This window comes from Aeromonas sp. R3-1, assembly GCF_040908345.1.
GTDB lineage: Bacteria > Pseudomonadota > Gammaproteobacteria > Enterobacterales > Aeromonadaceae > Aeromonas > Aeromonas veronii.
This window is the reverse complement of the sequence record NZ_JBFODN010000080.1, coordinates 1-22308: the sequence shown is the minus strand read 5'-3', so window position 1 is coordinate 22308 and position 22308 is coordinate 1. Positions and strand designations below refer to the sequence as shown.

19 protein-coding genes and 2 pseudogenes are annotated in these 22308 nt (G+C 60.8%); 9 read left to right on the top strand and 12 right to left on the bottom strand.

The genetic code is table 11. The annotated features are described in order from the left end of the window. Nucleotides 1-203: pseudogene (locus AB5Y85_RS05335) on the top strand (multidrug transporter MdtH); the annotation flags it as partial. A 139-nt stretch (nucleotides 204-342) separates the two neighbouring features. Next, on the top strand, nucleotides 343-1257 hold the full coding sequence (locus tag AB5Y85_RS05330) for a bifunctional helix-turn-helix transcriptional regulator/GNAT family N-acetyltransferase (RefSeq protein WP_257686789.1): 915 nt from the start codon (nucleotides 343-345) through the stop codon (nucleotides 1255-1257). A 43-nt stretch (nucleotides 1258-1300) separates the two neighbouring features. On the opposite strand, the gene AB5Y85_RS05325 is transcribed toward AB5Y85_RS05330, so the two are convergent. Continuing rightward, nucleotides 1301-1777 carry an ASCH domain-containing protein gene (locus tag AB5Y85_RS05325; RefSeq protein ID WP_257686788.1) on the bottom strand — a complete coding sequence of 159 codons (477 nt, stop codon included), beginning with the start codon at nucleotides 1775-1777 and terminating at the stop codon, nucleotides 1301-1303. A gap of 57 nt (nucleotides 1778-1834) precedes the next feature. Beyond that, nucleotides 1835-3424 carry a peptide chain release factor 3 gene (prfC, locus tag AB5Y85_RS05320; protein WP_085942998.1) on the bottom strand — a complete coding sequence of 530 codons (1590 nt, stop codon included), beginning with the start codon at nucleotides 3422-3424 and terminating at the stop codon, nucleotides 1835-1837. Between the two features lie 429 nt (nucleotides 3425-3853). On the opposite strand from prfC, the gene AB5Y85_RS05315 reads away from it, so the two are divergent. Further along, nucleotides 3854-4576 (top strand): SDR family oxidoreductase, encoded by a 723-nt coding sequence (locus AB5Y85_RS05315; RefSeq protein WP_040067517.1) that lies wholly within the window; start codon nucleotides 3854-3856, stop codon nucleotides 4574-4576. A gap of 141 nt (nucleotides 4577-4717) precedes the next feature. On the opposite strand, the gene AB5Y85_RS05310 is transcribed toward AB5Y85_RS05315, so the two are convergent. The 3 genes from AB5Y85_RS05310 to AB5Y85_RS05300 all read right to left on the bottom strand — a co-directional run bounded on the left by AB5Y85_RS05310 (nucleotide 4718) and on the right by AB5Y85_RS05300 (nucleotide 9868). After that, nucleotides 4718-6565, bottom strand: a complete 1848-nt coding sequence (locus AB5Y85_RS05310) for a diguanylate cyclase (protein WP_257686787.1) — start codon at nucleotides 6563-6565, stop codon at nucleotides 4718-4720. Nucleotides 6566-6790: 225 nt separating this feature from the next. Further along, nucleotides 6791-8245 (bottom strand): ATPase RavA stimulator ViaA, encoded by a 1455-nt coding sequence (viaA, locus tag AB5Y85_RS05305; protein WP_160880920.1) that lies wholly within the window; start codon nucleotides 8243-8245, stop codon nucleotides 6791-6793. 9 nt (nucleotides 8246-8254) lie between these two features. Further along, nucleotides 8255-9868, bottom strand: coding sequence for an ATPase RavA domain-containing protein (locus AB5Y85_RS05300; protein WP_257686786.1), 1614 nt, complete (start codon nucleotides 9866-9868; stop codon nucleotides 8255-8257). 313 nt (nucleotides 9869-10181) lie between these two features. Between AB5Y85_RS05300 and AB5Y85_RS05295 the strand changes: the two genes are divergently transcribed. After that, a complete protein-coding gene (locus tag AB5Y85_RS05295) occupies nucleotides 10182-10616 on the top strand; it encodes a DNA polymerase III subunit psi (RefSeq protein ID WP_257686785.1) in 435 nt (144 codons plus the stop codon). A gap of 109 nt (nucleotides 10617-10725) precedes the next feature. Next, nucleotides 10726-11175: a ribosomal protein S18-alanine N-acetyltransferase gene (rimI, locus tag AB5Y85_RS05290; RefSeq protein ID WP_257686784.1), complete on the top strand. Its 450-nt coding sequence runs from the start codon at nucleotides 10726-10728 to the stop codon at nucleotides 11173-11175. A 38-nt stretch (nucleotides 11176-11213) separates the two neighbouring features. Here rimI and AB5Y85_RS05285 read toward each other — a convergent pair whose 3' ends face one another. Further along, nucleotides 11214-11759, bottom strand: coding sequence for a hypothetical protein (locus AB5Y85_RS05285; protein WP_005340504.1), 546 nt, complete (start codon nucleotides 11757-11759; stop codon nucleotides 11214-11216). Between the two features lie 185 nt (nucleotides 11760-11944). Here AB5Y85_RS05285 and AB5Y85_RS05280 point away from each other — a divergent pair, with 185 nt between their 5' ends. Continuing rightward, on the top strand, nucleotides 11945-13735 hold the full coding sequence (locus AB5Y85_RS05280; RefSeq protein ID WP_069528041.1) for a long-chain fatty acid--CoA ligase: 1791 nt from the start codon (nucleotides 11945-11947) through the stop codon (nucleotides 13733-13735). An 81-nt stretch (nucleotides 13736-13816) separates the two neighbouring features. On the opposite strand, the gene gshA is transcribed toward AB5Y85_RS05280, so the two are convergent. The 4 genes from gshA to AB5Y85_RS05260 form a co-directional block, all read right to left on the bottom strand. Then, nucleotides 13817-15415 (bottom strand): glutamate--cysteine ligase, encoded by a 1599-nt coding sequence (gene gshA / locus AB5Y85_RS05275; protein ID WP_257686783.1) that lies wholly within the window; start codon nucleotides 15413-15415, stop codon nucleotides 13817-13819. Between the two features lie 61 nt (nucleotides 15416-15476). After that, nucleotides 15477-18290, bottom strand: a complete 2814-nt coding sequence (locus tag AB5Y85_RS05270) for a pitrilysin family protein (protein ID WP_107683770.1) — start codon at nucleotides 18288-18290, stop codon at nucleotides 15477-15479. 27 nt (nucleotides 18291-18317) lie between these two features. Further along, nucleotides 18318-18755 carry a YqaA family protein gene (locus AB5Y85_RS05265; protein WP_005348990.1) on the bottom strand — a complete coding sequence of 146 codons (438 nt, stop codon included), beginning with the start codon at nucleotides 18753-18755 and terminating at the stop codon, nucleotides 18318-18320. Continuing rightward, complete coding sequence (locus tag AB5Y85_RS05260; RefSeq protein ID WP_257686782.1) at nucleotides 18752-19729, bottom strand: NADP-dependent oxidoreductase; 978 nt, start codon at nucleotides 19727-19729, stop codon at nucleotides 18752-18754. Before AB5Y85_RS05260 ends, AB5Y85_RS05265 begins: the two co-directional genes overlap by 4 nt. A gap of 56 nt (nucleotides 19730-19785) precedes the next feature. Between AB5Y85_RS05260 and AB5Y85_RS05255 the strand changes: the two genes are divergently transcribed. Beyond that, the gene (locus tag AB5Y85_RS05255) at nucleotides 19786-19953 is read left to right on the top strand and encodes a hypothetical protein (RefSeq protein WP_005308905.1); all 168 of its coding nucleotides are present in this window, start codon (nucleotides 19786-19788) and stop codon (nucleotides 19951-19953) included. 54 nt (nucleotides 19954-20007) lie between these two features. On the opposite strand, the gene AB5Y85_RS05250 is transcribed toward AB5Y85_RS05255, so the two are convergent. Then, nucleotides 20008-21018, bottom strand: a complete 1011-nt coding sequence (locus tag AB5Y85_RS05250) for a Preprotein translocase subunit SecY (RefSeq protein ID WP_257686781.1) — start codon at nucleotides 21016-21018, stop codon at nucleotides 20008-20010. 255 nt (nucleotides 21019-21273) lie between these two features. On the opposite strand from AB5Y85_RS05250, the gene AB5Y85_RS05245 reads away from it, so the two are divergent. After that, nucleotides 21274-21570, top strand: coding sequence for a hypothetical protein (locus AB5Y85_RS05245; protein ID WP_021229026.1), 297 nt, complete (start codon nucleotides 21274-21276; stop codon nucleotides 21568-21570). 19 nt (nucleotides 21571-21589) lie between these two features. After that, nucleotides 21590-21940 (top strand): hypothetical protein, encoded by a 351-nt coding sequence (locus tag AB5Y85_RS05240; RefSeq protein ID WP_257686780.1) that lies wholly within the window; start codon nucleotides 21590-21592, stop codon nucleotides 21938-21940. Between the two features lie 49 nt (nucleotides 21941-21989). Here the strand turns inward: AB5Y85_RS05240 and AB5Y85_RS05235 are convergent. Continuing rightward, nucleotides 21990-22308, bottom strand: a pseudogene (locus AB5Y85_RS05235) (ferredoxin--NADP(+) reductase); the annotation flags it as partial.

The window sequence follows — 22308 nt, the reverse complement described above, 5'->3', positions numbered from 1 at the left end:
ACATGGGCTTCAGCCGCCTCGGACTGGCGCTGGGGGGCATGACCGGCTATGTGGGCGGCGGCTCCCTCTATGACTTCTCGCTGCAACAGGGACAACCGGCCCTCCCCTGGCTGGTGCTGGGCACCATAGGCGTCGCCACCATGTTGCTGCTCGCCCGCTGCTTCTCCCGCCGCCCGGAGCTGGCTATCAGAGCCGCCGCCTGACGACCGCCCCACCTGCGGCAGCCCAATCAACGGGGCTGCCGCTCACCCCATATTCTGCAAGTCATCACAGCAAAAGGTTGCGAATTACAACTTTTACGCTATTTTAGTTGTCATTCACAACTAAAAAGGAACCCACGATATGGATCCCCGTCCCCTGCGCGCCCTGTCGCGCGATCTGGTTCGCGAACTCGGCATGCTCTCCCAGCAGTGCGGCAATCTGGCCCTCACCCCCATCGAGGCTCACCTGCTGATCGAGCTGGAAAACGCCCCGGCCACCAACCAGCAGCTGGCAGAAAAGCTGCACATCGACAAATCCAACGCCAGCCGCCCGCTTGCGCGCCTCGCCGAGCGGGATCTCATCAGCTGGCACCCGCACCCCTCCGACGGCCGCAGCAAGGAGGCCCGCCTCACCGTCAACGGTCAGGGGATGCTGCTGGAGTTGCACCGGGAGATGGACGGGGCGATGGAAGAGATGCTGGCGCAGTTGAGCCTGCCCGAGCGGGAGCAGCTGTGGCAAGGGTTGCGGCTCTATCGCAGCGCCCTCTCCCGCGCCCGTCGCCAGCGGGGCTACCAGATCCGCCCCATCACGGCGGCGGACAATGCCCAGATCGCCTTGGTGATCCGCGCCGTCTCGGCCGAATATGGCCTCACCGCAGACAAGGGGTATGGGGTATCCGATCCCAATCTCGATACCCTCTCCCAGAGCTATCAGGGGGAGAAGAGCCGCTACTGGGTTATCGAAGGGCCAGACGGTTCCATCCTCGGCGGTGGTGGTATCGCGCCATTGGCGGGAGAAGAGGGAGTCTGCGAGCTGCAGAAGATGTACTTTATGCCTGCCCTGCGCGGACTGGGCCTTGGCAAGCGGCTGGTGTTGCAGGCACTGGACGAGGCGCGCGCGCTTGGTTATCAGCGCTGCTATCTGGAAACGACCGAGGTCTTGCGCGAAGCCACCAGCCTCTATGAATCACTGGGCTTTGAACACCTGCCCAGCCCCCTTGGCTGCACCGGCCACGGGGATTGCGAGATCTGCATGGTGTTAGACCTGGCGCTCTAAAGTGATAGCGGCAAGCAGGAGTCTCCCCTGCTTGCCGCTTCGTTTACTGCGGCAGCGCCACTACCCGGAATCGCTCCAGCACCAGCGTGGCGTGCTCATCAAATTCTCTCCCTTCCGCCTTCATCTCACGCTCGAAGAATGCCTTGTGCGCCTTGTACCACCAAGCCAGAGAGCCATCACCCTCCCCCTCCTCGGCAGCAAATGCAGCATCAATCTCATCGAATGGACACAAGGTGACTGACACCAGTTCAACCAGAGCCTTGGGTTGACCATTCCAGTCAGTTACCACCAGTAGGTCCCCCTGTTCCGGCATCCGCTCGCCCTTCTCCAGATACCAGTAAGCGAGGCTACAGGTCGCTCGCTTGCGTCCTGCTACCACCAGCGAAGCACAGAGATTGGCATTGTGTTCATCAGCACAGAAGTAGTCCGCCGAGACATGACGAGCCCGTGCAGCCACAGGCTGGGATAACAGATAACCCTCAGCCAGAGCCGAGCAGGCAGGATTCATCGATTCAACCATCACCTCTCCTTGATGCATAAAAAAATCCCGCCATCTGGCGGGATTTGGTAAGCAGTATCAGTGCTCGCGAGTCTGACGGAACTCGACGTCCGGATGGCGCTCCTGGGCCAGGCGCAGGTTGACCATGGTCGGCGCGATATAGGTGAGGTTGTCACCGCCATCGAGGGCCAGGTTGACCTCGTTCTTGCGCTTGAACTCTTCGAACTTCTTGACGTCGGTCCCTTCCACCCAGCGGGCGGTGGAGACGTTGACCGCCTCGTAGATGGCCTCGACGTTGTACTCGCTCTTGAGGCGCGAAACCACCACGTCAAACTGCAGCACACCGACCGCGCCGACGATGAGATCGTTGCTGATCAGCGGACGGAACACCTGTACCGCCCCCTCTTCGGAGAGCTGGACCAACCCCTTGAGCAGCTGCTTCTGCTTGAGCGGGTCGCGCAGGCGGATGCGGCGGAACAGTTCCGGTGCAAAGTTCGGGATGCCGGTGAACTTCAGATCTTCACCCTGGGTGAAGGTGTCGCCGATCTGGATGGTACCGTGGTTATGCAGACCGATGATGTCACCGGCGAAGGCGTCTTCCGCCTGCTCCCGGTCACCGGCCATAAAGGTCACTGCGTCGGAGATGTTCACATCCTTGCCGATACGCACGTGGCGCATCTTCATGCCCTTGCTGTAGGTGCCTGATACGATACGCATAAAAGCGATACGGTCGCGGTGTTTCGGATCCATGTTTGCCTGGATCTTGAACACGAAGCCGGAGAACTTCTCCTCGGTCGCTACCACTTCGCGGCTCTCGGCCTTGCGCGGCATGGGAGACGGCGCCCAGTCAGTCAGGCCATCCAGCATGTGGTCAACACCGAAGTTACCCAGTGCGGTACCGAAGAAGACCGGGGTCATCTCGCCAGCGATAAAAGCATCGTGATCGAACTCGGGGGAGGCGCCCTGCACCAGCTCCAGCTCGTCACGCAGCTGCTGGGCCAGATCTTCGCCGACGGCGGCATCCAGATCCGGGTTGTTCAGCCCCTTGACCACCCGCTTCTCCTGGATGGTGTGCCCCTGACCGCTCTGATAGAGATAGGTCTCATCCTTGTAGAGGTGATAGACCCCCTTGAAGGATTTGCCGCAGCCGATAGGCCAGGTGATCGGGGCGCACATGATCTTCAGCTCGCGCTCCACCTCATCCATCACTTCCATCGGATCGCGCACTTCACGGTCCAGCTTGTTCATGAAGGTGAGGATGGGGGTATCACGCAGACGGGTGACTTCCATCAGCTTGCGGGTCCGGTCTTCAACACCCTTGGCGGCATCGATGACCATCAGGCAGCAGTCGACCGCCGTCAGGGTACGGTAGGTATCTTCAGAGAAGTCCTCGTGACCAGGGGTATCGAGCAGGTTGACCAGACAATCGGCATAGGGGAACTGCATCACCGAGGTGGTGATGGAGATACCACGCTGCTTCTCCATCTCCATCCAGTCGGATTTGGCGTGCTGGCCCGAGCCACGGCCCTTGACGGTACCGGCGCGCTGAATGGCCTGTCCGAACAGCAGGACTTTTTCAGTGATGGTGGTTTTACCCGCATCCGGGTGCGAAATGATCGCAAAAGTGCGTCTCTTGGAGACTTCACTCAGAAATTCAGCTGACATAATTCAACGTTCTTCTATTGAGCGGTGGCATCAGCCACCGTGGGAATAAATCCGGAATGCCGCTCACGGCACATGTATACGCAACGAAAGCCACGCCAGCTGGCGTATTGCCAACCAGGTGGAGAGAGGGAAGAGGGTTGCGTTACATGGGTCTTCTCGCCTGAGTCAAAGCAAAATTGCGCGACATTATACCCGCGCGAGTGAAAAATACCCAGCCTGACAAGAGATGATAATTTGGCCGCTCCTCCGTTCCACAGGTTCCAACTGAACAGAAAATCAAACACTCCGAATCGGATGGCAGCATCCGGACCACGTGGAGTTGGCCCCCTCCTCATGCCAGCAACAACCACTCTTGATAAATTTTCATACTTGGACTTTCCCTACCCAGCTACAAATATGTAAATCGTATCTACATAATGGAGAGGTCATTACATGAAACATTCCACCCTGCACAATCAACAGATCGTCATTATCGGTGGTACCTCGGGTCTTGGCCTGGCCACCGCCCAACAAGCGATCGAGCAAGGCGCCAAGGTCATTATCGGCGGTTCCAGCCGTGAGCAGCTTGCCACTGCACTGGCTGAACTGGGCCCAAGTGCCAGTGGCCATCAACTGGATATTCTCGACGTCGACTCCGTCAATCACTTTTTCAACCAGCTGGATTCGCTGGATCATCTCGTCATTACCGCCGCCGTCATGCGACCAGGCAGCTTTCTCACCGCTGCCATCGAGGATTTGAAAATCAACATGGACAGCCGCTTCTGGGGAAGTGTTCATGCGATCCGCGCCGCAGCACCCAAACTGTCCGAACGCGGCTCCATCGTGCTCACGTCCGGGATGGTGACGCGCCGCCCACAACTGGGTAAAGCACTCCCTGCCGTTGCAGCTGGCGCGGTTGAAACGCTGGCTCACAGTCTGGTTACCGAGCTGACCCCCCGTCGGATCAACGTCATCAACCCGGGCCCCATGCGTACTCCCATGCTGCTTAAAGCACTGGGCAATGACCCACAAAAAGTGGCTGCCGTGGCGCAAAGCCTGCCGTTGAAGCGCTTGGGAGAGGGAGAGGATTATGCACAGGCCGCACTGTTCCTGATGAGCAACAACAACATGAATGGTGAAGTGCTTCATCTCAATGGTGGCAGCGCCTGGGCATAACGCCCTTCTGACGCTCTTCTGCGCTCGCGCTTGCCAATCTGTCATCGCAGGCAAGAACGAGCGCAGGGGACGAGCATCATCGCCGTATCAGTGTGCTCCCCAATAGCGATGACACCCTGGTGAGTGACAATACCCAGCCCGTCACTCGTCTGTCTCCAGCCGATTGCGCCCCGCCTCTTTCGCACGATACAGCGCATTGTCAGCACGCTGGATCAAGGCCGCCAGATCCTGATCATCGTCTCGCAGAGAGGCACATCCGATACTGATGGTTACCGGGTACGACATGCCGGGCAGCGCCCGGTTGGCGACCGAGTGACGGATCCGCTCAGCCACCCGGCACGCCTCTTCAAGGCTGGTATCCGGCAGCAGGATCAAGAACTCCTCTCCGCCGGTACGCCCCAACTGATCCTGGTGCCGCAACTGACGATCTGCCGCCCGAGAGACCCATTGCAGCACCCTGTCTCCCTGGTGATGGCCCAGGGTATCGTTGATCCGCTTGAAGTGATCGATATCGAACACCAGCAGACAAAATGGCGTGCCCTGCCTGCGAGCCAGCGCCAGCATATCGCTGCCCTGCCGCAGCACCCGACGGCGGTTGTTGATGCCGGTCAGCTCATCGGTAAAGGCCAGACGACGCATCCGACGGTTGCGATCAAGCAGCCACCCCATCGTCAGCAGCGCCAGTACCCCGCAGAGCACCATCACCACCAGCAGCCAGAACCGACGCTCCTTGACCTGCTCCAGCTCCTGCTGCTGCAGTCGCTGCTCGACTCGCAGTCGCTCGTTTTCCCCCTCCTGACGGGCCAGCTCGAACTCACCGCGAACCCAGGCCGTGCTCTGTTCCCGTAACAGCTGATCGAGCCGCTGCTCCTGCACCAGATGCTCCCGCAATGCAGCCAGCGCCGCCGGATAATCGCCTTGCAACTCGAGCGCCCGACTGCGCACCCAGTAGAGCTCGAGCAAAAAGCGCACGTGCCCTTCCACCTTCAAAATCGGCTCAATCTTCTCAAGCGCGCGCAAGGCTGGCGCCGGTTCCTGCTCTTCGACTCTCAACCTCGCCCGCACCAGCTCGAGATGCGCATGGAGGATGGGGTCAACGTCGGGAGAGAGCACCTTCGCCGCTTGTGCCAGCAAGCGTCCGGCATCAGCGGGGCGATCCAGCCCGAGCAGAGCCTCGGCCTGCATCACCATGCGTTCGGCATGCTCAATCAGATATTGAGGCTGATTATAAAAGGCCGCACTGCGTTCAAGCTCGCCCAGCGCATCCTGATAACGCCCGGTCTGCAGATAGACCATCGCCAGCTGATCACTTAGCCTTGCCGAGCCAAATCCATCGTGGCTCCTGGCAAAGTGTTCACTCAACTGGTTGAGGGTGGCGAGCGCTTCGGCATAGAGGCCCATCCGGCGAAATGCTGCCGCAATCTCGAGCTGCGCCTGGTGATACCAGGTGGGCAACCCCAGCTGTTCGTAAATATTGTGCGCCTTGGTGAGATCCATCAGCCCCTGGCCTGAGACCCCCTGAAAAGACAGCATGGCCCCCCGGCGGGCCAGCGCCAGCGCCTCCAGCTTTGGCAAGGCGGCCTCTCTTGCCAGCCGCAGCCCCTCATCGTAATCGTGACGAGCCTTCGCTACCTCGCCGAGCAGCTGATTGAACCAGCCGCGGCAAATCGTCAGCTCCGCCACGGCAGCGTCATCACCCTGCTCGCGCGCAATGGCCAGCATCCGCTCCGCATTGGCGATGGCGGTACGGGACTCCTGCATGTCATCGGCCGATTGGGCCCAGCAAGCCAGACGACTGATCCGCATCTGCTGCGACGGCGGATAGGCGTTGCCGTCCCGCTGCAAACGGGCAACGCGTTCCCGCAACAACTCGATCGGCTGGTAGACCCGCTCCATCCCTCCCAGTTCATTTTCCAACTGCTCGGGGGACAAGGGTTTGGCTGCCAGCCCGAACACCGCCAGCAACAGCAGCAAGGCAAGTCGGCTCATACATACTCCGGATCAATGGGAAAGATCATCGGGCAAGCCGATGCCGGAAAATCACCATCTTTCCCCTGTAACAATGGCTGTAAAGGCTATCACCCGGACAGAGAGCCCGAATGGCAGGCTAGTCACATTTTACTGCGATATCATCGTGTTGGAATAAAAGCGGGGACGCACAGCGAAAAAGAGGAGGCGGGATAACAACCAAGAGGGGTTGCCCCCTCCCGGTCACTAGTGATGCTGCCAGCGCCGCAGCAGCCGGCCGCGCAGGCCGCAATCGAGCAGCCAGCTGTTGTCAAAGACCCGCAGCAGCGCCTGCTTGGCGTGGCGGGACATGGCGACGGCGTGAAAACGGGTCTGGCGCTGGCGATAGCGGTTCATCTGATCGAGCAGGGGATGAGGCAGGCTCTGGGCGATAAAGTCGGAGATGACCAGCACATCCGCCTTGGCAAAGGCGGGATCATCGAGCTTGGCCAGCGCCTTCTCCAGACAAGGCACCAGATCGGTACCGCCGTGAAAACTCATGGAGAGAAAGCGCTCCGCCTTGTCCAGCCCGGTATCCGCGGTGATCTCGAGGGTCGCCACCTCGGTGGAGAAGAGCATCAGGTAGCAGCCGCGCTTCTCATCCATCGCCACCTTGAGCAACGCCAGAAAGAGTGCCTTGGCACACTCCTCGGGATAGCCCCCCATGGAACCGGAGGTATCGACGCAGACGATAAAGGGGCCTCGCTGCTGCAACTGCTGGCCACCCTGCTCCGGGGTGCGCAGCATGATGCGCTGGCGCGGCAAGGTGCCACGTGACTGATAGCTGAGCAGGCGCCGCTCCAGATAGCGGCGATAGAACTCCAGCTCCAGCTCGGGCAGGCCCAGCATCACAGCTTCGCTTGGCAGCAGCCGCATCAGATCGCTCGCCTGATGAATGCCCACCAGATCGTCCGGCACATCGTCGCTGGGTGCTGGCTCCAACTCCAGCACCTGAACCGGCGGCACAGGTTGCTCCTGCGCCCGCCGATCCCGCTCGCTGCGCCCGAGCAGACCGGCAATCTCCGCCAGCAAGGGTTCGCGCTGCAACATGCGGGCGTACTGCTTGACCAGCACCAGACTACGCTTGTGCCAGTGCCCCTGAGCCAGATCCCACAAACCACCAGCGGAGATCTGGTTGGGATCGAGGGCATCGGCCAGGGTGCGGCTCGCCAGCAGCTGATCTTCAATCTCCTGACGCTGCTTCTCCCGCTCCGCTTCGGCGATCTGCTGCTGCAGTTGCAGCAGGCTTCCCACCAGACTGGCGCGCCACTTGTCGATAAAGAGCTGGCGCAGCCCCTCGGTGGGGTGGGCCGTCAGCTGACGCACCAAGGAGCGGGCCTCACCGGCGAAGGGGCTGTACTGTTCCAGCGATTCCAGCAAGCCGGGCAGGCGACCAATCAGCTCGGTCATCGGCAGTTGCCGATGCGCCTGATAGAGCAGGTACTCCTGCTCCAGCGCCACCGGCACCGGCTTGTGGCGGATCTCCTCGCCAAGCTGCTCACCCCAGCTATGCAGGCGCTTTTTCAGCAGCTTGCCCTGTAGCGGGGAGCGTTTGATAAATTCGGAAATCTTGGGTGAGGCTGCCAGCAGGAGCGCCACCTCACCCGCAAGCTCCCCTTCGCCAATCAGGAGCCCCAGATCAAGCATGCCGATCTCAAGCATGGGTGCTCCTTACTCGTCCAGCCTTGGCAACCGCTCGCGCCACTGGGTCAGCTCGCAGCGCAGCAGTTCGAGATCCCGGCTCAGCACGAAGAAGCTGTCCTCCACCTGCTGCAGCCAGCGTGAGTCGATAAAGAGGTGTTGCTGGTGACGCTCGAACAGGCTGCGCTGCTGCTTGAGCATCTGCATCACCTTGCCGACCTGAACTAGCTGCTCGTCGAGTGACTGCAACCAGGGCGCCAGCACCACCTCGGGGATGGCGTTACGCTCCATCAATACCAACGGGATCTGCTGGCGCTGGATATCGAGCACCTGCAGCCGCAGCTCATCGTCCAGCACCAGCTCGTAATGCCCCTCTTTCGGGTTGCCGAACTCATAACCCACCAGCGCCTCACCGGTGGGATGCCAATGGGAGAGCAAGGTGCGATCGAACACTAGGGTGCGGGTGAGACGCTCGGGATCGCTGCCATCCAGCGGCGCCGGGGTGAGGAGATGGAAGTGCACCTGCTTGCCAAAGGGTCTGGCATTGGCAAGCGGGATCTCGATACCCCGGGCCCGCCGGCCAAACCACTGCTTGCGTTGGCGGGCCTTTGTGCAAAGGCGCTGGGCCACGCTCTGTTTGAGCTGTTTGAACTGATCCCGCAACGCCAGCAGCTGACGGGTCATCGCCAGTTGCTGATAGCCGTAGAGACGAGAAAACTCGGTCATCATCTCCAGCAGGGCGGTGCGGGACTCCTCGTCATGCCAGAGACAATCCTTGAACAGCAGCAGATCTACCGGTGCGACCTCGTCACGGCCATTGAAGAAGGCGCTCGCCTTGATAAGCCGTACTGCCTTCTTCCAGCGGCGATCCGACACATAGCAGCGATGGGCCAGCTGGCTGTCGAGCTGCTGGCGCAGCTGGTAGATGAGCTCGAAACAGGCATCCGGCAGGCGCACCTGTTCAATCTGGCTCTGCCACTGCTCATACTCATCCCCCCGGATCTGCAGGGATTCCGGCAAGTTCTGGTGGGCGTGGCCATCGCTGGCCAGCATGGCTTGAAAGTTGGCTTTCTCCTGCACCCGGTCCATCCAGATCCGCACCAGCATCCGGTCGTAGAGCGCTTCCAGCCCGCTGTCCGGTGCCGGCAGCTCGTTGGAGGCGGTCACCAGCAAGCGCATCGGGATAGGGTGCTGGCTGTCGCCGTTGCGAAACTGCCGCTCGTTGATGGCGGTGAGCAGGGTGTTGAGGATGGCAGGGCCCGCCTTCCAGATCTCGTCGAGGAACACCACTTCGGCCTCAGGCAGATAACCTGTGGTGAGGCGCAGGTATTTGCCATCCTCTTTCAGTGCCTGAATGGATAGGGGGCCAAACACCTCCTCCGGCGTACTGAAACGGGTCATCAGGTATTCAAAGTGGCGGGCGTCGTGAAAGGCCAGCTTGAGACGGCGGGCGATCAGGCTCTTGGCGATACCGGGTGGCCCCAGCAAGAAGACACTCTCACCGCTGAGGGCCGCCAGCAGACCGAGGCGCAAGGCATCCTGCCGTTCGTAAAGTCCCTCACCGAGGGCGGCCAGCAGCCGGGGCAAGCGCTCCTGGATGGGAATAAGACGCGCAGGGTTCTGGGCTTGAGCTAAAGACGACATAGAGAATGTTCCGAAGCTGGGATGATGTTAGCCCCAAGGCACGATATCCATTTGCTCGACCTTGGGTTTTGTCTTGTTATGATGTTTATTCTGGTATCTCTTGCCGCACAATACCCGCCTCTGGCAGGAAAACACGCAAAGGCAGTGCGATACCGTATCGACAGCGTGCTGCGCCCATGTATAGCGAGTGTCGTGATGGCACCATGCCCGCATGCGCCAGATGATGCGTTGCAAAGGGTGCAGCAAAAGCGGTTCGAGTGTACCCTGCGCAACACAATTTTCCCCAATGCAGATCAAGAGTGAGTCGCCTCAAATGCAAGATCCCGTTCGTCAGAGCATGTTGGCCCGCATGGGCATTCAAAGCTGGCAACTGCGTCGTCCGGCATTGCTGGGTGCAGCACCCGCTCCCGAGCTTGCGCAAGATGCCGTGCAGCCCGACCAGACAGCACCGGCCACCCGCGCTCCGCTGCCCAGCGGCAAACTCTGGTTGCTGGCGCCTCAGCTGCCTGCCACCACGCTGCTGGCGGATATCTGCCAGTTGCTCGGCATGACCCCCGACGAGGTCTCACTGCTCAGCGAGCTGCCGCCTGCCGACCTGCACGCGGCGGACGCCTCCCCCCTGCTCTGGCTGACGGAGGCCAACCCCGAGCGGCCAAATGCGCTGATCTGCCCGCTCACCCCCAGCGCCGCGCAAAAGCGCGCCCTGTGGCAACAGCTGCGCCAGCACCTTGCGGCCAGCGCGGCGTGATCCTGCATAATGCCGCCAAGTCCCACTGTGATGCCGCTCTTTTTACCTGATTTTACAAATGCTGCCTCTGCCAACCCCAGTGCCCAACACCTTGCCATCCGGAGCCCCCATGCCTGAGTTTCGCCCCCTGCTCGAGAGCGATTTCGACCTTGTCTACCCCATCGAACAAGCCGCTCACAAGGAGCCGTGGAGTGAGGCCAACCTGCTCTCCTGCTTCGGTCCTCGCTATCTCAACGGCTTGATGCTGGTCGATGGTCGCCCGGCGGGCTTCTATATCTCGGATCTGGTGGCCGGTGACAGCTCGCTGATGAATATCTGCGTGCATCCGACGTTTCAGGGCAAGGGGTTGGGACGGGCGCTGTTGCAGGCCTATCTGGCGCGCAGCAAGCAAGCCGGGGCAGAGGCCTGGTTTCTCGAGGTACGGGCCGGTAACCAGACAGCCATCAACCTCTACGAGAGCGCCGGTTTTGCCGAATATTGCCGCCGAGCCGACTACTACGGCACCGGCAACGACAGGGAAGATGCGGTGTTGATGTCGCGACTATTCGATTTCGGCTGATCCGGCTGTTCGCCGTACTCAGGCGTCTTGGCCCCCCCTCAATCGAGGGGGGCATTGTCCAGCGCGGGATCCTGCAAGGCCAGGGTGGTATGCACTACCGCCTCAAATCCGGCACCGGAGAGCGGCATATAGAAGCCACGCTGCCAGGTTTTTCCCGGCATCCAGATCTGGTCGATATCCACCACTATCTTGATGGGCCTGAGAGGCTGGCCCGGCTGCTGGATATAGATGCCGGGCGGCGTGGCGACTTTGGGAAAGCGGCGCAGGATCTGCTCGCTGCCATCCCCCTTGCCCGGGTTGAGGCGCACCTTCACCAGCCGGGCAAGCGGACCAGCCATCTCCTTGCTCTGCCAGAATTTCTTCTCCAGATCGCCGCAGCGGCGGCACTTGGGGGTCTCCAGCACATAGAGCAGCGGATAGCCCAACGCCAGCGCCTGTTGCTGCGCCTGCTGATACCCCTCGGCCCCCTGATACCAGGGATTGGCAGGTCCCTGTGATGACGTTCCGGCAAAGAACCAAAACGCAGCGCCCCCCACCACCATCAGCCCGACCGCGGCCAACGCCCCTTTCACCCACAGATTCATATCGTTAACCCTCTCTCTGCCTCCTAGCAGTATCGGCCAGTCTGCGCAAAGGGAGAGCTATTTGCGCTCTTTGTGATCCAAGACAAACAGCGAACACTTGTAAGCCGTAATGTTGGAGTTTAAACTCTAGCCCGATTTTTAGTGCCCTCGCGGGCGTACAACTGTAATTAAAGGATGTTTAACTGATGCCGAAGCTTCATCTGGTTCGACTGATGCGTGAACGTATTGCCCAGCTTGGCAACAAGGCTGCCCTGCGGGTTCAGCAAGATGGCCAGTGGCGCGCCATCGGCTGGCGTACTCTGGGCCAGGCCATGGACTACTGCGCACAGGCGCTGATCCGTGCCGGCCACCAGCCAACCGAAATGGTCGGCATCTATGCCCGCAACATGCCGGAGTGGACCCAGGCCGATCTCGGCATCCTTGCCGCCCGCGGTGTCAGCGTCCCTATCTACCCCACCAGTACGCTCGATCAGCTGCGCTACATCGTCAAAGATGCCGGCATCAAGGTACTGTTCGTTGGCGAACAACCCCAGTTCGATCAGGCGCTGCAACTGATTGAAAGCGGCGAGATCCGCCAGCTCATCGCCCTCGATGGCAACGTCAACCTGCGCGGCTGCGAGCAGGCGAGCCACTTCCAGACATTTCTGGTCTCCGGCAACCATCAGCCCAGCGAGCAGGAGCTGCGCGAGCGGGAAACCCAGTACCGGATGGATGATCTGCTGACCCTGATCTACACCTCAGGCACAACCGGCGAGCCCAAGGGGGTGATGCTCGACTTCAGCAACATCGCCGCCTGTTTCGAGATGCACAACAGCCGCCTCGACCTCAATCAGCAGGATGTGTCGCTCTGCATGCTGCCGCTCAGCCACGTGTTTGAGCGGGCCTGGAGCTACTACGTGCTCTACTGTGGTGCCGAGAACGTCTATATCCGCGATCCGCAGAAGGTGATGGATGTGATTGGCGAGGTGCAGCCGACCGTGATGTGTGCCGTGCCGCGCCTCTACGAGAAAGCCTACGCCATGATCCAGGCCAAAGTTGCTCAGGCTCCGGCTCTGCGCCGCGCCCTGTTTGGCTGGGCGACCAAGGTCGGCAAGCAGATGGTTGCCACCCGTCAGGCAGGCAAGTCCGCTTCCCCGCTGCTCTACGGCCAGCTCTGGCTCGCCGAGCGACTGGTGTTTCGCAAGCTGCGCGCCCGTTTTGGCGGTCGTACCCGCTTCCTGCCGGTGGCGGGCGCCCGTCTGGCCGACGATGTGAACCTCTTCTTCCAGGCGATGGGGCTCAACCTCAAGTACGGCTACGGCATGACCGAAACCACCGCCACCGTCTGCTGCTACGAAGACAGCCAGTTCAAGCTCGGCTCCATTGGCACGGCACTGAACGGCATCGAGGTGAAGCTGGGTGAGAACAACGAATTGCTGGTGCGCTCCCCCACAGTGATGCGCGGCTACTACAACAAGCCGGACGCGACCGCCGAGGTGATGACCGAGGATGGCTTCCTGCGTACCGGCGATGCCGGTGAGCTCGACAGCCAGGGCAATATCTACTTCACCGAACGTCTCAAGGAGCTGATGAAGACCTCCAACGGCAAGTACGTGGCTCCGCAGCTGGTGGAAGGAACCATCGGCAAGGATCGCTTTATCGAGCAGATCGCAATCGTCGCCGATGCCCGCCACTTCGTCTCTGCGCTGATCGTCCCCTGCTTCGAGTCGCTGGAGGAGTACGCCCGCTCCATCAACCTGCAGTACCAGTGCAAGACCGAGCTGCTGCGCCACTCCCGGGTGATGGAGTTCTTCGAAGCCCGCATCGCCGACTTGCAAAAAGAGCTGGCCAAGTTCGAGCAGGTGAAGAAGTTCACCCTGCTGCCGAGCGCCTTCTCAATGGAGCTGGGTGAGCTCACCCCCACCATGAAGCTGCGCCGCAAGATCATCGAAGCCAAGTACCAGAGCGAAATCGAGGCGATGTATAACCACGTCTGATATCGCTCAGGTTCAGAGAAATAAAAAAGCCGCTCACTCGAGCGGCTTTTTGTTGGCACTTTGGTCGGTACGACCCCGCCTTCAGGCCGTGGTGGTACTGGTTCCGAAGTAGTCGGCCAGGAAGTCATCGAACGACACGCTGTCACTGCGCTCGCGTTCGCGCTGCTTGGCCAGCGAATCCTTCGCCTCACCGGCAAAGTAGGCCTCATCCCAGTACTGCAGCTCCCCTGCCAGCAGCTCCTCGCGATAGCGGGTCGCCAGCTTGTCGCCGTAGCAGCCGTTGTCCTTGCCGCTCTCCAGCAGCTCCTTGAGCATGCGGGCGGAATAGGTGAGCTCGGGGTTGAGCAGCTTCTCGCGATGCATCGCCAACGTCTCGCGATAGCGGTTGCGGCCGCAGCAGCGATCCAGCAGATCGGCCACCTGAGCCAGCTCGTCGAACAGTTTGAGGCCGTACTCTTTGAGGCCAATGGCATTGCCCTGCTCATCTTCAAGCGTCAGGCTGGGACGACGTCCTTCCAGCACCACCTTGTTCTGGTTGCGGCGGTTGCGGGCAATCTCCTCGTCACTCAGCACCGGAGAGGGACGCAGCAGGCACCAGACCAGGAACAGATCGAAGAAGCGGATCTGGTCGGCATCGATGCCGAGCGGGGTGAAAGGGTTGACGTCCACGGTGCGCAGCTCGATGTATTCGATGCCGCGCTGATCCAGCGCATCCGAGGGCTTCTCGCCGCTGCGCGGGGTACGCTTGGGGCGGATTGGGGCGTAGAGCTCATTCTCCAGCTGCAACACGTTGTCGTTGAGCTGACGATACTGCCCATCCACCTTGACCCCGATCTTGGCAAAGTCGGGATTGTGGGTGTTGATGGCGCGGCGCAGGCTGCTGACATAGGCCGGCAGATTGTCGTGGCTGATCTTGAGCCCAGCCTGGGCGCTGTTGGTATAGCCAAGATCGGAGAGACGCAGCGCGGTGGCGTAAGGCAGATAGAGGGTGCCCTTGCCGGTCTTCTCGAACGGCAGGTTGCTCTTGCGCCCTTTGAGGAAGGATTCGCAGATGGCCGGGGAGGCGCCAAACAGATAGGGTACCAGCCAGCCGAAGCGGTAGACGTTGCGAATAAGCCCCATGTACTTGTCGGAGATAAAGCGCTGGCTGCAGCATCCTTCGCACACCAGATCCTGCCACTCGCTCCAGAAGCTGTCTGGCATGGAGAAGTTGAAGTGCACCCCGGCGATCACCTGCATCAGGCTGCCGTAGCGGTTCTTCAAACCCTGACGGTAGAGGGTTTTCATCTTGCCGATATTGGAGCTGCCGTACTGGGCCAGCCGGATGCTCTCTTCCCCACCGACGAAGCAAGGCATGGAGAGCGGCCAAATCCGCTCGTCACCCAGATGCTGAATCACATGGTGATGGATGTCGCCGAGCTGCTCCATCAGGCTGTCGATGGAGTCAGTGGCCGGGGTGATGAACTCCAGCAGGCTCTCCGAGTAGTCGGTGGTGATATTGGGATGGGTCAGGGCCGAGCCCAGCGCCCGGGGATGGTCACTCTGGGCGAGTCGGCCATCCGGCGTGATGCGCAGGCATTCACGTTCGATCCCGCGCCGGATCCCCTTGAGCGCGGTCAGGCGCTCCGGTGATCCCAACGCATTCAGCAACTCGGTGAGCGACAAGCTTGTTGTAGTCATATTCACGGCTCATGTGAGGCCGCCCCATCCGGGGCGGCTCTTGATTTTTATAAAGCGTCAGTTACGGCAACTGCAGCGGATAGATGGGAAGATGAAGCTCCTTCAGGGGTTTTTCAAGCTTTTGCTTGTCTCCCACCACCACGATCACCATGTCGGCCGGATTGAGCCAACGGGCGGCACTGGCCTTCAGCGCCTCGGGCGACACCGTCTTGATCAGGTTGTTCTGGGCCTGCACATAGTCCGGTTTCAGGTCATACATCACCATCTGCAGCAGGAAGCCCGCCTTCTGGCCCAAGGTCTCGTAAGAGAGGGCATCCTGCTGGGAGACAGCGCTGCGCATATAGGCCAGCTCGACCGGGGTCGGGCCGCTCTTGCGGTAGTTGTCCATCTCCTTGAGGAACTGGCGAATGGCATCCACAGTCGCATCGGCCCGCACATTGGCGCCGGTGGCGAAGGTGCCCACCTCGCGGTTGGCGGAGAAACCCGAGCTGGCGCCGTAGGTGTAGCCCTTGTCTTCCCGCAGGTTGAGGTTGATGCGGCTGTTGAAGTTGCCACCCAGGTTGAAGTTCATCAGCCCGGCGGTGAAGTAATCCCCCGTGGTATCGAACGGCATGGCGCGACGACCGATGCGGATCACCGACTGGGGTGCCCCCGGCTTGTCGACCAGATAGATACCCGGCTTGGCCTGCTCACCCTTGAGCTTGAGATCCCCCAGAGTCGGCGTGGCCCCCTTCCACTCGGTCAGGAAGCCGAGTTGCTCCTCGATCTGCTTCTGGCCCACATCACCGACCACCACCACTTTGGCGTTGGTGGGGTTGTAGTAGGCCTGATAGAAGTGCTTCACGTCCGCCAGTGTCAGCTTGGCCACATCGGCCGCCACCCCATCGGTAGGTTGACCGAGGCGGTTTTGCTTGCCGTAGACCAGCTCGCGGAACGCCTGCCCGGCCAGCCACTCGGGCTGCTGCTGGGCCTGTTGCATCCCTTGCAGCAGCTGCGCCTTGACCCGCTCGAAGTCCGCCTCCCGCATGCCCGGACGCTCCAGCACCTCGCGCACCAGCGCCAGGGTCTGGGGCAACTTGTCCGCCAGCGAGCTGACGGTGATGAGGTTGTTGTACTGGGCGCTGGAGACATCGATGGAAGATCCCAGCTTTTGCAGCTCGTCGCTCAGCTGAGCCTCGGTCAGGCGCACCGTGCCCTGCCCCATCATGGCGGCGGTCAGATTGGCCAGCCCAAGTTGCCCTTTATCTTCGGCACGAATGCCGCCCGGCAGGGCGATCATGATGGAGACCGCGGGGATCTCGTCACTCTTGGTACCGATGATCTCGATGTTCTTGTCGAGCTTGCCGTGCCAGATGGCGGGCACCTTGACGCTCACCGCCTCGCTCGCCTTGGGCTGCACGCTGCGATCGAAATTGTCTTTTACCGGTCGTTCGGCCAGCGCTTCGTCATGCTTGCTGTAATCCGGCAGCTCGCGCTTGGCGGGGGTAAAGTTTGGGGTGGCGACCTGCCACTCGGTCTTGCCCTTGGGCACCACGCTCAGCACCACCGCCGGCTTGCCGGCGATGAACTTGTCGTAGGCGGCCTTCACCTGCTCCGGTGTCACCTTGCCGATGGCATCCAGCGTCTTGAACACATAGTTGGGATCCTGGGCAAACACCTGACCCATGGCGAGCTGGCTCACCTTGCCGGAGACGCTATCCAGACCCCAGATGGCGGAGGCACGGTACTTGGCGATCGCCTTCTCCAGATCTTCCGGCTTGAGGCCGCGCTGGGCGAACTCGCCGATCACCTTGTCCACCTCCCCCTTGAGGGTCTTGAGGCTGCCATCCTGCGACGGATTGGGGTAGGCGTAGACGGTCAGGGTACAGGCCAGCTCTTCGCAGTAGTGAGACGCCCCCACATCGATCGCCTTGCCGGTTTTCACCAGCGACTGGTAGAGCATGGAGCTGGCGGAGCCGCCGAGTACGTCGGCAAACATGTCGAGCGCAGGCTCCTGCGGATCGCCAAGAGAGACTGTGGGGTAGCTGATATAGAGCAGCGGCAGGTGCACCTTGTCCTGCAGCGTCACATAGCGGGTCTCGGGCAGGGTCACCGGCTTTGGCGTCGGCTCGGCCACGTCCGGGCCGCGCGGGATGGAGCCGAAGTACTTCTCGATCCACTCGAGAGCCTGCTTGCTGTCAAAGTCGCCGCCCAGAGTCAGGGTGGCGTTGTTGGGGCCATACCAGCGCAGGAAGAACTGCTTGAGGTCGTTCACATCGACCCGGTCGAGATCTTCCACGTAACCGATAGGCTGCCAGGAGTAGGGGTGAGTACGCGGATAGAGCGCCTCCCCCACCTTCTCGCTCACCAGCCCGTACGGCTGGTTGTCGACCCGCTGGGCCCGCTCGTTCTTGACGGTGGCGCGCTGGATTTCGAACTTCTTCTGGCTCACCGCATCGAGCAGAAAGCCCATCCGATCCGCCTCCAGCCAGAGCACTTTTTCCAGCTGGTTGGCAGGCACAGTCTCGTAGTAGTTGGTACGGTCCTTGTTGGTGGTGCCGTTCATGTCGCCACCGGCCTCGTTGATGATCCGCATATGCTCCTGATCACCGACGTGTTTCGAGCCCTGGAACATCATGTGCTCGAAGAAGTGGGCAAAACCGGACTTGCCGACCGTCTCGCGGGATGAGCCGACGTGATAGGTCACATCGAGGTGTACCAGCGGATCGGAGCGGTCGGGGGCCAGGATCACGGTCAGGCCGTTGTCCAGCTTGTACATCTGGTAGGGGATGGCGAGCTTACCCTCCTCCTTGCCCTGTTCGGCGATCAGGGTCGGTGCCGCCAGCACCGGCAGGGTGAAGCCCAGCAGAATCGTTAAAGGTATGACTTTGTTCACGGTAACCTCGTGAGTGACAAAAACAGGCTAGAAAATGTGACTGGCCAGCAGAAAAACCAGGGCATAACGGAACAATTTGCCGAGCCCGATCAGAATGAGAGAGCGCCAGAAGGAGAGGCGCAGCCAACCGGCCAACAGACAGAGACCATCACCGACCACCGGCGTCCAGGCAAGCAGCAGACACCAGTGACCATGTTGTTTGAGCCAGCCTAAGGCTTTTTGTTCCCCACGGCCTTGAAAATCTTCCGGTTTTTTCTTGAAGGTGGCGAGCCAGCCGAGCCACCAGGTGGTCATGGAGCCGAGGGTATTGCCCAGCGTGGCCCACAGCAGCAGGCTCGCCATACTCCACTCCCCCTTGGCCGCCATGGCCCCCAGCAGCACTTCGGAGCTGCCGGGCAGCAGGGTGGCGGAGGTAAAGGCGCTTAAAAAGAGCCACCCCAGCCCCATCTCCATCATCTCGCTCATCCGGGATAGCCGTCGGCCGCAGGCATCCGCAGCAGCAGCTTGCCGCGCACATGGCCCCCTTCGATAGCCTGATGGGCCAGCGCCCCCTCAGCTAGGGGGAATTCACTGGCGAGGGTGACCTTCACCTCCCCCTGACGCAGCAGCATCAACATCTGACCCAGCTGCTTCTGGTCGGGGTGAACCAGCATGCCGACCACCTCGATACCCGCCGCAGCTCCCGCATCCTTGATCTGCTGGGCGGTAATGGTAGGCACCGTCACCAGGCGGCCACCCGGTTTGACACAGGCCAGCGCCGCCTTGCCGCTTTCGCCGCCCACCAGATCCAGCACCAGATCGACCTGACCGGCCTCTGCCACCACCTGTGCTGGCCAGTTCGCATCATGGTAATCCACCATCCAGCGCGCCCCCAGTGCGTGCAGGAAGCCATGGTTGTCGGGGCTGGCGGTAGCCACCACCTCGGCGCCATAGGCGCTGGCAAACTGCACCGCAAGATGGCCGACCCCACCGGCCCCGGCGAGGATCAAGACCCGCTGACCGCTCTGGAGGCCGCCGTGCTCAAGCAGCCCCTGCCAGGCGGTGAGACCGGCCAGCGGCAGCGCCGCCCCCTGCTGCAGGCTCACCCCGTCGAGCTTGACCAGCTCGCTCTCGCTTGCCACCACAGACTCCCCGTAGCCACCGGCGGTAAGGGGAAAACCGACCATGCCGCACACCCGATCCCCCTCGACCAGCGAGGTTACGCCGGGGCCCACTTTCTCTACCACACCGGAGACGTCATAACCCGGTGTCCAGGGCAGCTTGTCCTTGTTCTGGGCCGCCGCCCAGCCAAGACCGGCGCGGGTTTTGGCATCGATGGGGTTCACCCCCGCAAAGCAGATGCGTACCCGCACTTCGCCATCGGCTGGCACCTTATCGAGGGAAGGGTTGAGCTTGAGTACCGAGGGGTCACCGAATGCGGTAATCTGTAGTTGCGTCATTGCACAATCCATCCTGTTGATTGATCAAGGGTCAACAGAATAACAGCGAGGACACCATGGCTCGAATGTTTCTTATTCCTCTGTTGCTGGCACTGGGGTGGTGGGCATTTCTGCTCTACTTCCGCATCCCGCTCAAACAGGGGGCCAAGGGGTTTTACTGGATCATCGGCATCGGTGGCGGACTGGCCGCCTTCCTCAGCCTGATGATGGTGCTGACTCACTGAGTGCCACAGCCACTCGATAACGAAAAAGGCCACCGAGTTTCGGTGGCCTTCTCACTATCCGGGTTGCTGCTCCAGCGCCGGATTGAGGTAGTAGTGGCGATTGCTCCCCTGCCCCAGCACCCCTTGCGACAGCAGATGGTGGAACACCCGATCCACCTCCTCCAGCGAGAGTGACAAAGCCTGTGCCACCGAGCGTTTGCTGCACTTGAGCTCACCGCTCACCAGCGCACCGCGCACCTGCGCCAGCACCTCGGGGGCGGGCTCGGGCGGCAGCATGGGCTCGGGCTGGGCTGCCATCGCCAACGCCTCCTGCGCCTCTCTGCGAGCTTGCTCCTGCTGCCAGCGCCACATCCGGCGAAAGCGGTTCTCCTCGCCGATCAGGCTGACGAAAAAGGCACCGAACACGTCGAGTAGCACCGAGAGGAAGCAGACCAGCAGAAACTGTACCTGACTGATGCTCATCCCCACCCCGTCCGCCAGACTGCTCATCAGCCCCAACATGGAGGATTGTTCGTTGACCGGCTTGGCATCGCGCTGCTGACGCAGCTCATCCTGCTGCAAGCGCAGCTTGGTATTGGCGTGCTGCAACGAGGAGACGCCGCTAGAGATACGCTCCAGCTCGATGTATTTGCGGGCCGCCTCCTCGTTGAGCTGGATCTGCCGCTCGATGCTGGCGATCTGCTCGTCGAAACGGGCCAGCTCCCGCTCGTGGCGCGCCTGCTGGCTCAGTACCGCATTGGTGGCGCTGTTGATGCCACCAATACTGCCGCCGATGGAGATGGCCGCCAACACGCTGTAGAACAACAGCGACCAGAAAGCACCACTCAAATCCCGCCGCGCCTTGCGCTCGCCGTACTCGTACCAGACGTAAAACTTGCCCAGTTCGAAGATGATGGCCAAGCCGCCGAACAGCCACTTCATCAGCGGGTTGTCATCGATGGAGAGGAACAGCAGCAGGGAGAAGATAATGGAAGCCAGAATGGCCAACCCGGTGAAACTGTATACCGTCGTCAGAGCAAACCACCCCTTGGGGTAGCGCAATGTGGAGGAGTCCTGTGTGGTCATGATGAAGGGGTGTGCTGTGCAGGAAAAGTTGGCTGCCGATTATAGTCGCCAGACTCGCCCAGAGAAGGGCAAATGACTGAATTCCTTCAGATTGGCAACCAGCTGCCCAGAGTGCGACCAAAACGGACAAATCGGCAGCAGAAAAGCGATACAATCCCTCCCTGACTTGATCATGTAGTGAGATGGGGAACAGTTCCGCCCGGGTTCAGCTCCGGTCTGTACACTCATCCACCGTTGCAATTATCCGAGGCCATCATGAACAGTAAGACCACTTTGCTACTCTCCCTTCTTCTGGTTACCGGCAGCGCCGCAGCGACCCAGCAATATCAAGAGAGCAGTGGCTCCGAATTCTCCGTCGATGAGCTTAAATTCAACCTGGACTGGGATGACAAGCAGTTCGGCTGGACCCAGAACGACTGCCTCGACTTGGGGGTCGGCGAAACCGCCCCGGCCGACTGCAGGGCGGTCAAATTCAATCTGGAAGATGAAGAGAACCGCAACCAGCCACCGCAAACCAACCAGATCCCTGCCAACTCGCAGAGTGGCCAATAACGACAGGAGTACCCTTGCGATGACCCAAGCCAAACACAACCCTGTTATCCAGCGTGGCGCCCTGTGGCTCTCCCTGCTGATGGCGCATGGCATCGCGGTTGCGGCGCCGCCAAGCAAAAATAGCGATGGCATCAAGATCTCCGGTGATGACATCAAGATCAATCTCGATTGGGATGACAAAGAGTACGACTGGTGGCAGGACAACTGCCTGGATCTTGGCATTGGCGACAGCAGGATCAAACTCAACTGCGACAAGATGGATGGCAAGTACCGGGATCACTACAACCGCAGCATCCACAGCGGCAATAACCCCGGGCAAGGTCACGACAAACAGAAAGATAAAAACAAGGGCAACAGCAAGAAGAACTGAACGCCCTCTCCTGATGCAGCAGGGGCCTGGTGCCCCTGTGCTGATTGTTTTACCAATAATTCTCCGCACTGATATTGCCCGGCGCCCGCCGCAGATTCTTGGCCAACCCCAGCGCCAGCAAGGTCTGCTGGGTCTCTTTCACCATCTCCGGATTGCCACAGATCAGCACCTGACTCAGCTCGGGTGAGAACTCCAACCCTACCCGCTGCTGCAACTGGCCGCTGGCAATCGCTGCCGGGATCCGCCCTGCCATTGCATCGGGCCAGGGCTCGCGGCTGACAAAGGGGACATAGCGGAAACGCGCGCCATATTGCTCGGCAAAGCTGGCGATCAAATCCTGATAGCTCAGCTCTTCGCCTTTGCGCACC

What these genes read in the sequence shown, in the direction of transcription:
- AB5Y85_RS05330 (WP_257686789.1), top strand. Translation starts at nt 343, where the DNA reads ATGGATCCCCGTCCCCTGCGCGCCCTGTCGCGCGATCTGGTTCGCGAA.
- AB5Y85_RS05325 (WP_257686788.1), bottom strand. Translation starts at nt 1,777, where the DNA reads ATGGTTGAATCGATGAATCCTGCCTGCTCGGCTCTGGCTGAGGGTTAT.
- AB5Y85_RS05315 (WP_040067517.1), top strand. Translation starts at nt 3,854, where the DNA reads ATGAAACATTCCACCCTGCACAATCAACAGATCGTCATTATCGGTGGT.
- AB5Y85_RS05310 (WP_257686787.1), bottom strand. Translation starts at nt 6,565, where the DNA reads ATGAGCCGACTTGCCTTGCTGCTGTTGCTGGCGGTGTTCGGGCTGGCA.
- viaA (WP_160880920.1), bottom strand. Translation starts at nt 8,245, where the DNA reads ATGCTTGAGATCGGCATGCTTGATCTGGGGCTCCTGATTGGCGAAGGG.
- AB5Y85_RS05300 (WP_257686786.1), bottom strand. Translation starts at nt 9,868, where the DNA reads ATGTCGTCTTTAGCTCAAGCCCAGAACCCTGCGCGTCTTATTCCCATC.
- AB5Y85_RS05295 (WP_257686785.1), top strand. Translation starts at nt 10,182, where the DNA reads ATGCAAGATCCCGTTCGTCAGAGCATGTTGGCCCGCATGGGCATTCAA.
- rimI (WP_257686784.1), top strand. Translation starts at nt 10,726, where the DNA reads ATGCCTGAGTTTCGCCCCCTGCTCGAGAGCGATTTCGACCTTGTCTAC.
- AB5Y85_RS05285 (WP_005340504.1), bottom strand. Translation starts at nt 11,759, where the DNA reads ATGAATCTGTGGGTGAAAGGGGCGTTGGCCGCGGTCGGGCTGATGGTG.
- AB5Y85_RS05280 (WP_069528041.1), top strand. Translation starts at nt 11,945, where the DNA reads ATGCCGAAGCTTCATCTGGTTCGACTGATGCGTGAACGTATTGCCCAG.
- gshA (WP_257686783.1), bottom strand. Translation starts at nt 15,415, where the DNA reads ATGACTACAACAAGCTTGTCGCTCACCGAGTTGCTGAATGCGTTGGGA.
- AB5Y85_RS05265 (WP_005348990.1), bottom strand. Translation starts at nt 18,755, where the DNA reads ATGAGCGAGATGATGGAGATGGGGCTGGGGTGGCTCTTTTTAAGCGCC.
- AB5Y85_RS05260 (WP_257686782.1), bottom strand. Translation starts at nt 19,729, where the DNA reads ATGACGCAACTACAGATTACCGCATTCGGTGACCCCTCGGTACTCAAG.
- AB5Y85_RS05255 (WP_005308905.1), top strand. Translation starts at nt 19,786, where the DNA reads ATGGCTCGAATGTTTCTTATTCCTCTGTTGCTGGCACTGGGGTGGTGG.
- AB5Y85_RS05250 (WP_257686781.1), bottom strand. Translation starts at nt 21,018, where the DNA reads ATGACCACACAGGACTCCTCCACATTGCGCTACCCCAAGGGGTGGTTT.
- AB5Y85_RS05245 (WP_021229026.1), top strand. Translation starts at nt 21,274, where the DNA reads ATGAACAGTAAGACCACTTTGCTACTCTCCCTTCTTCTGGTTACCGGC.
- AB5Y85_RS05240 (WP_257686780.1), top strand. Translation starts at nt 21,590, where the DNA reads ATGACCCAAGCCAAACACAACCCTGTTATCCAGCGTGGCGCCCTGTGG.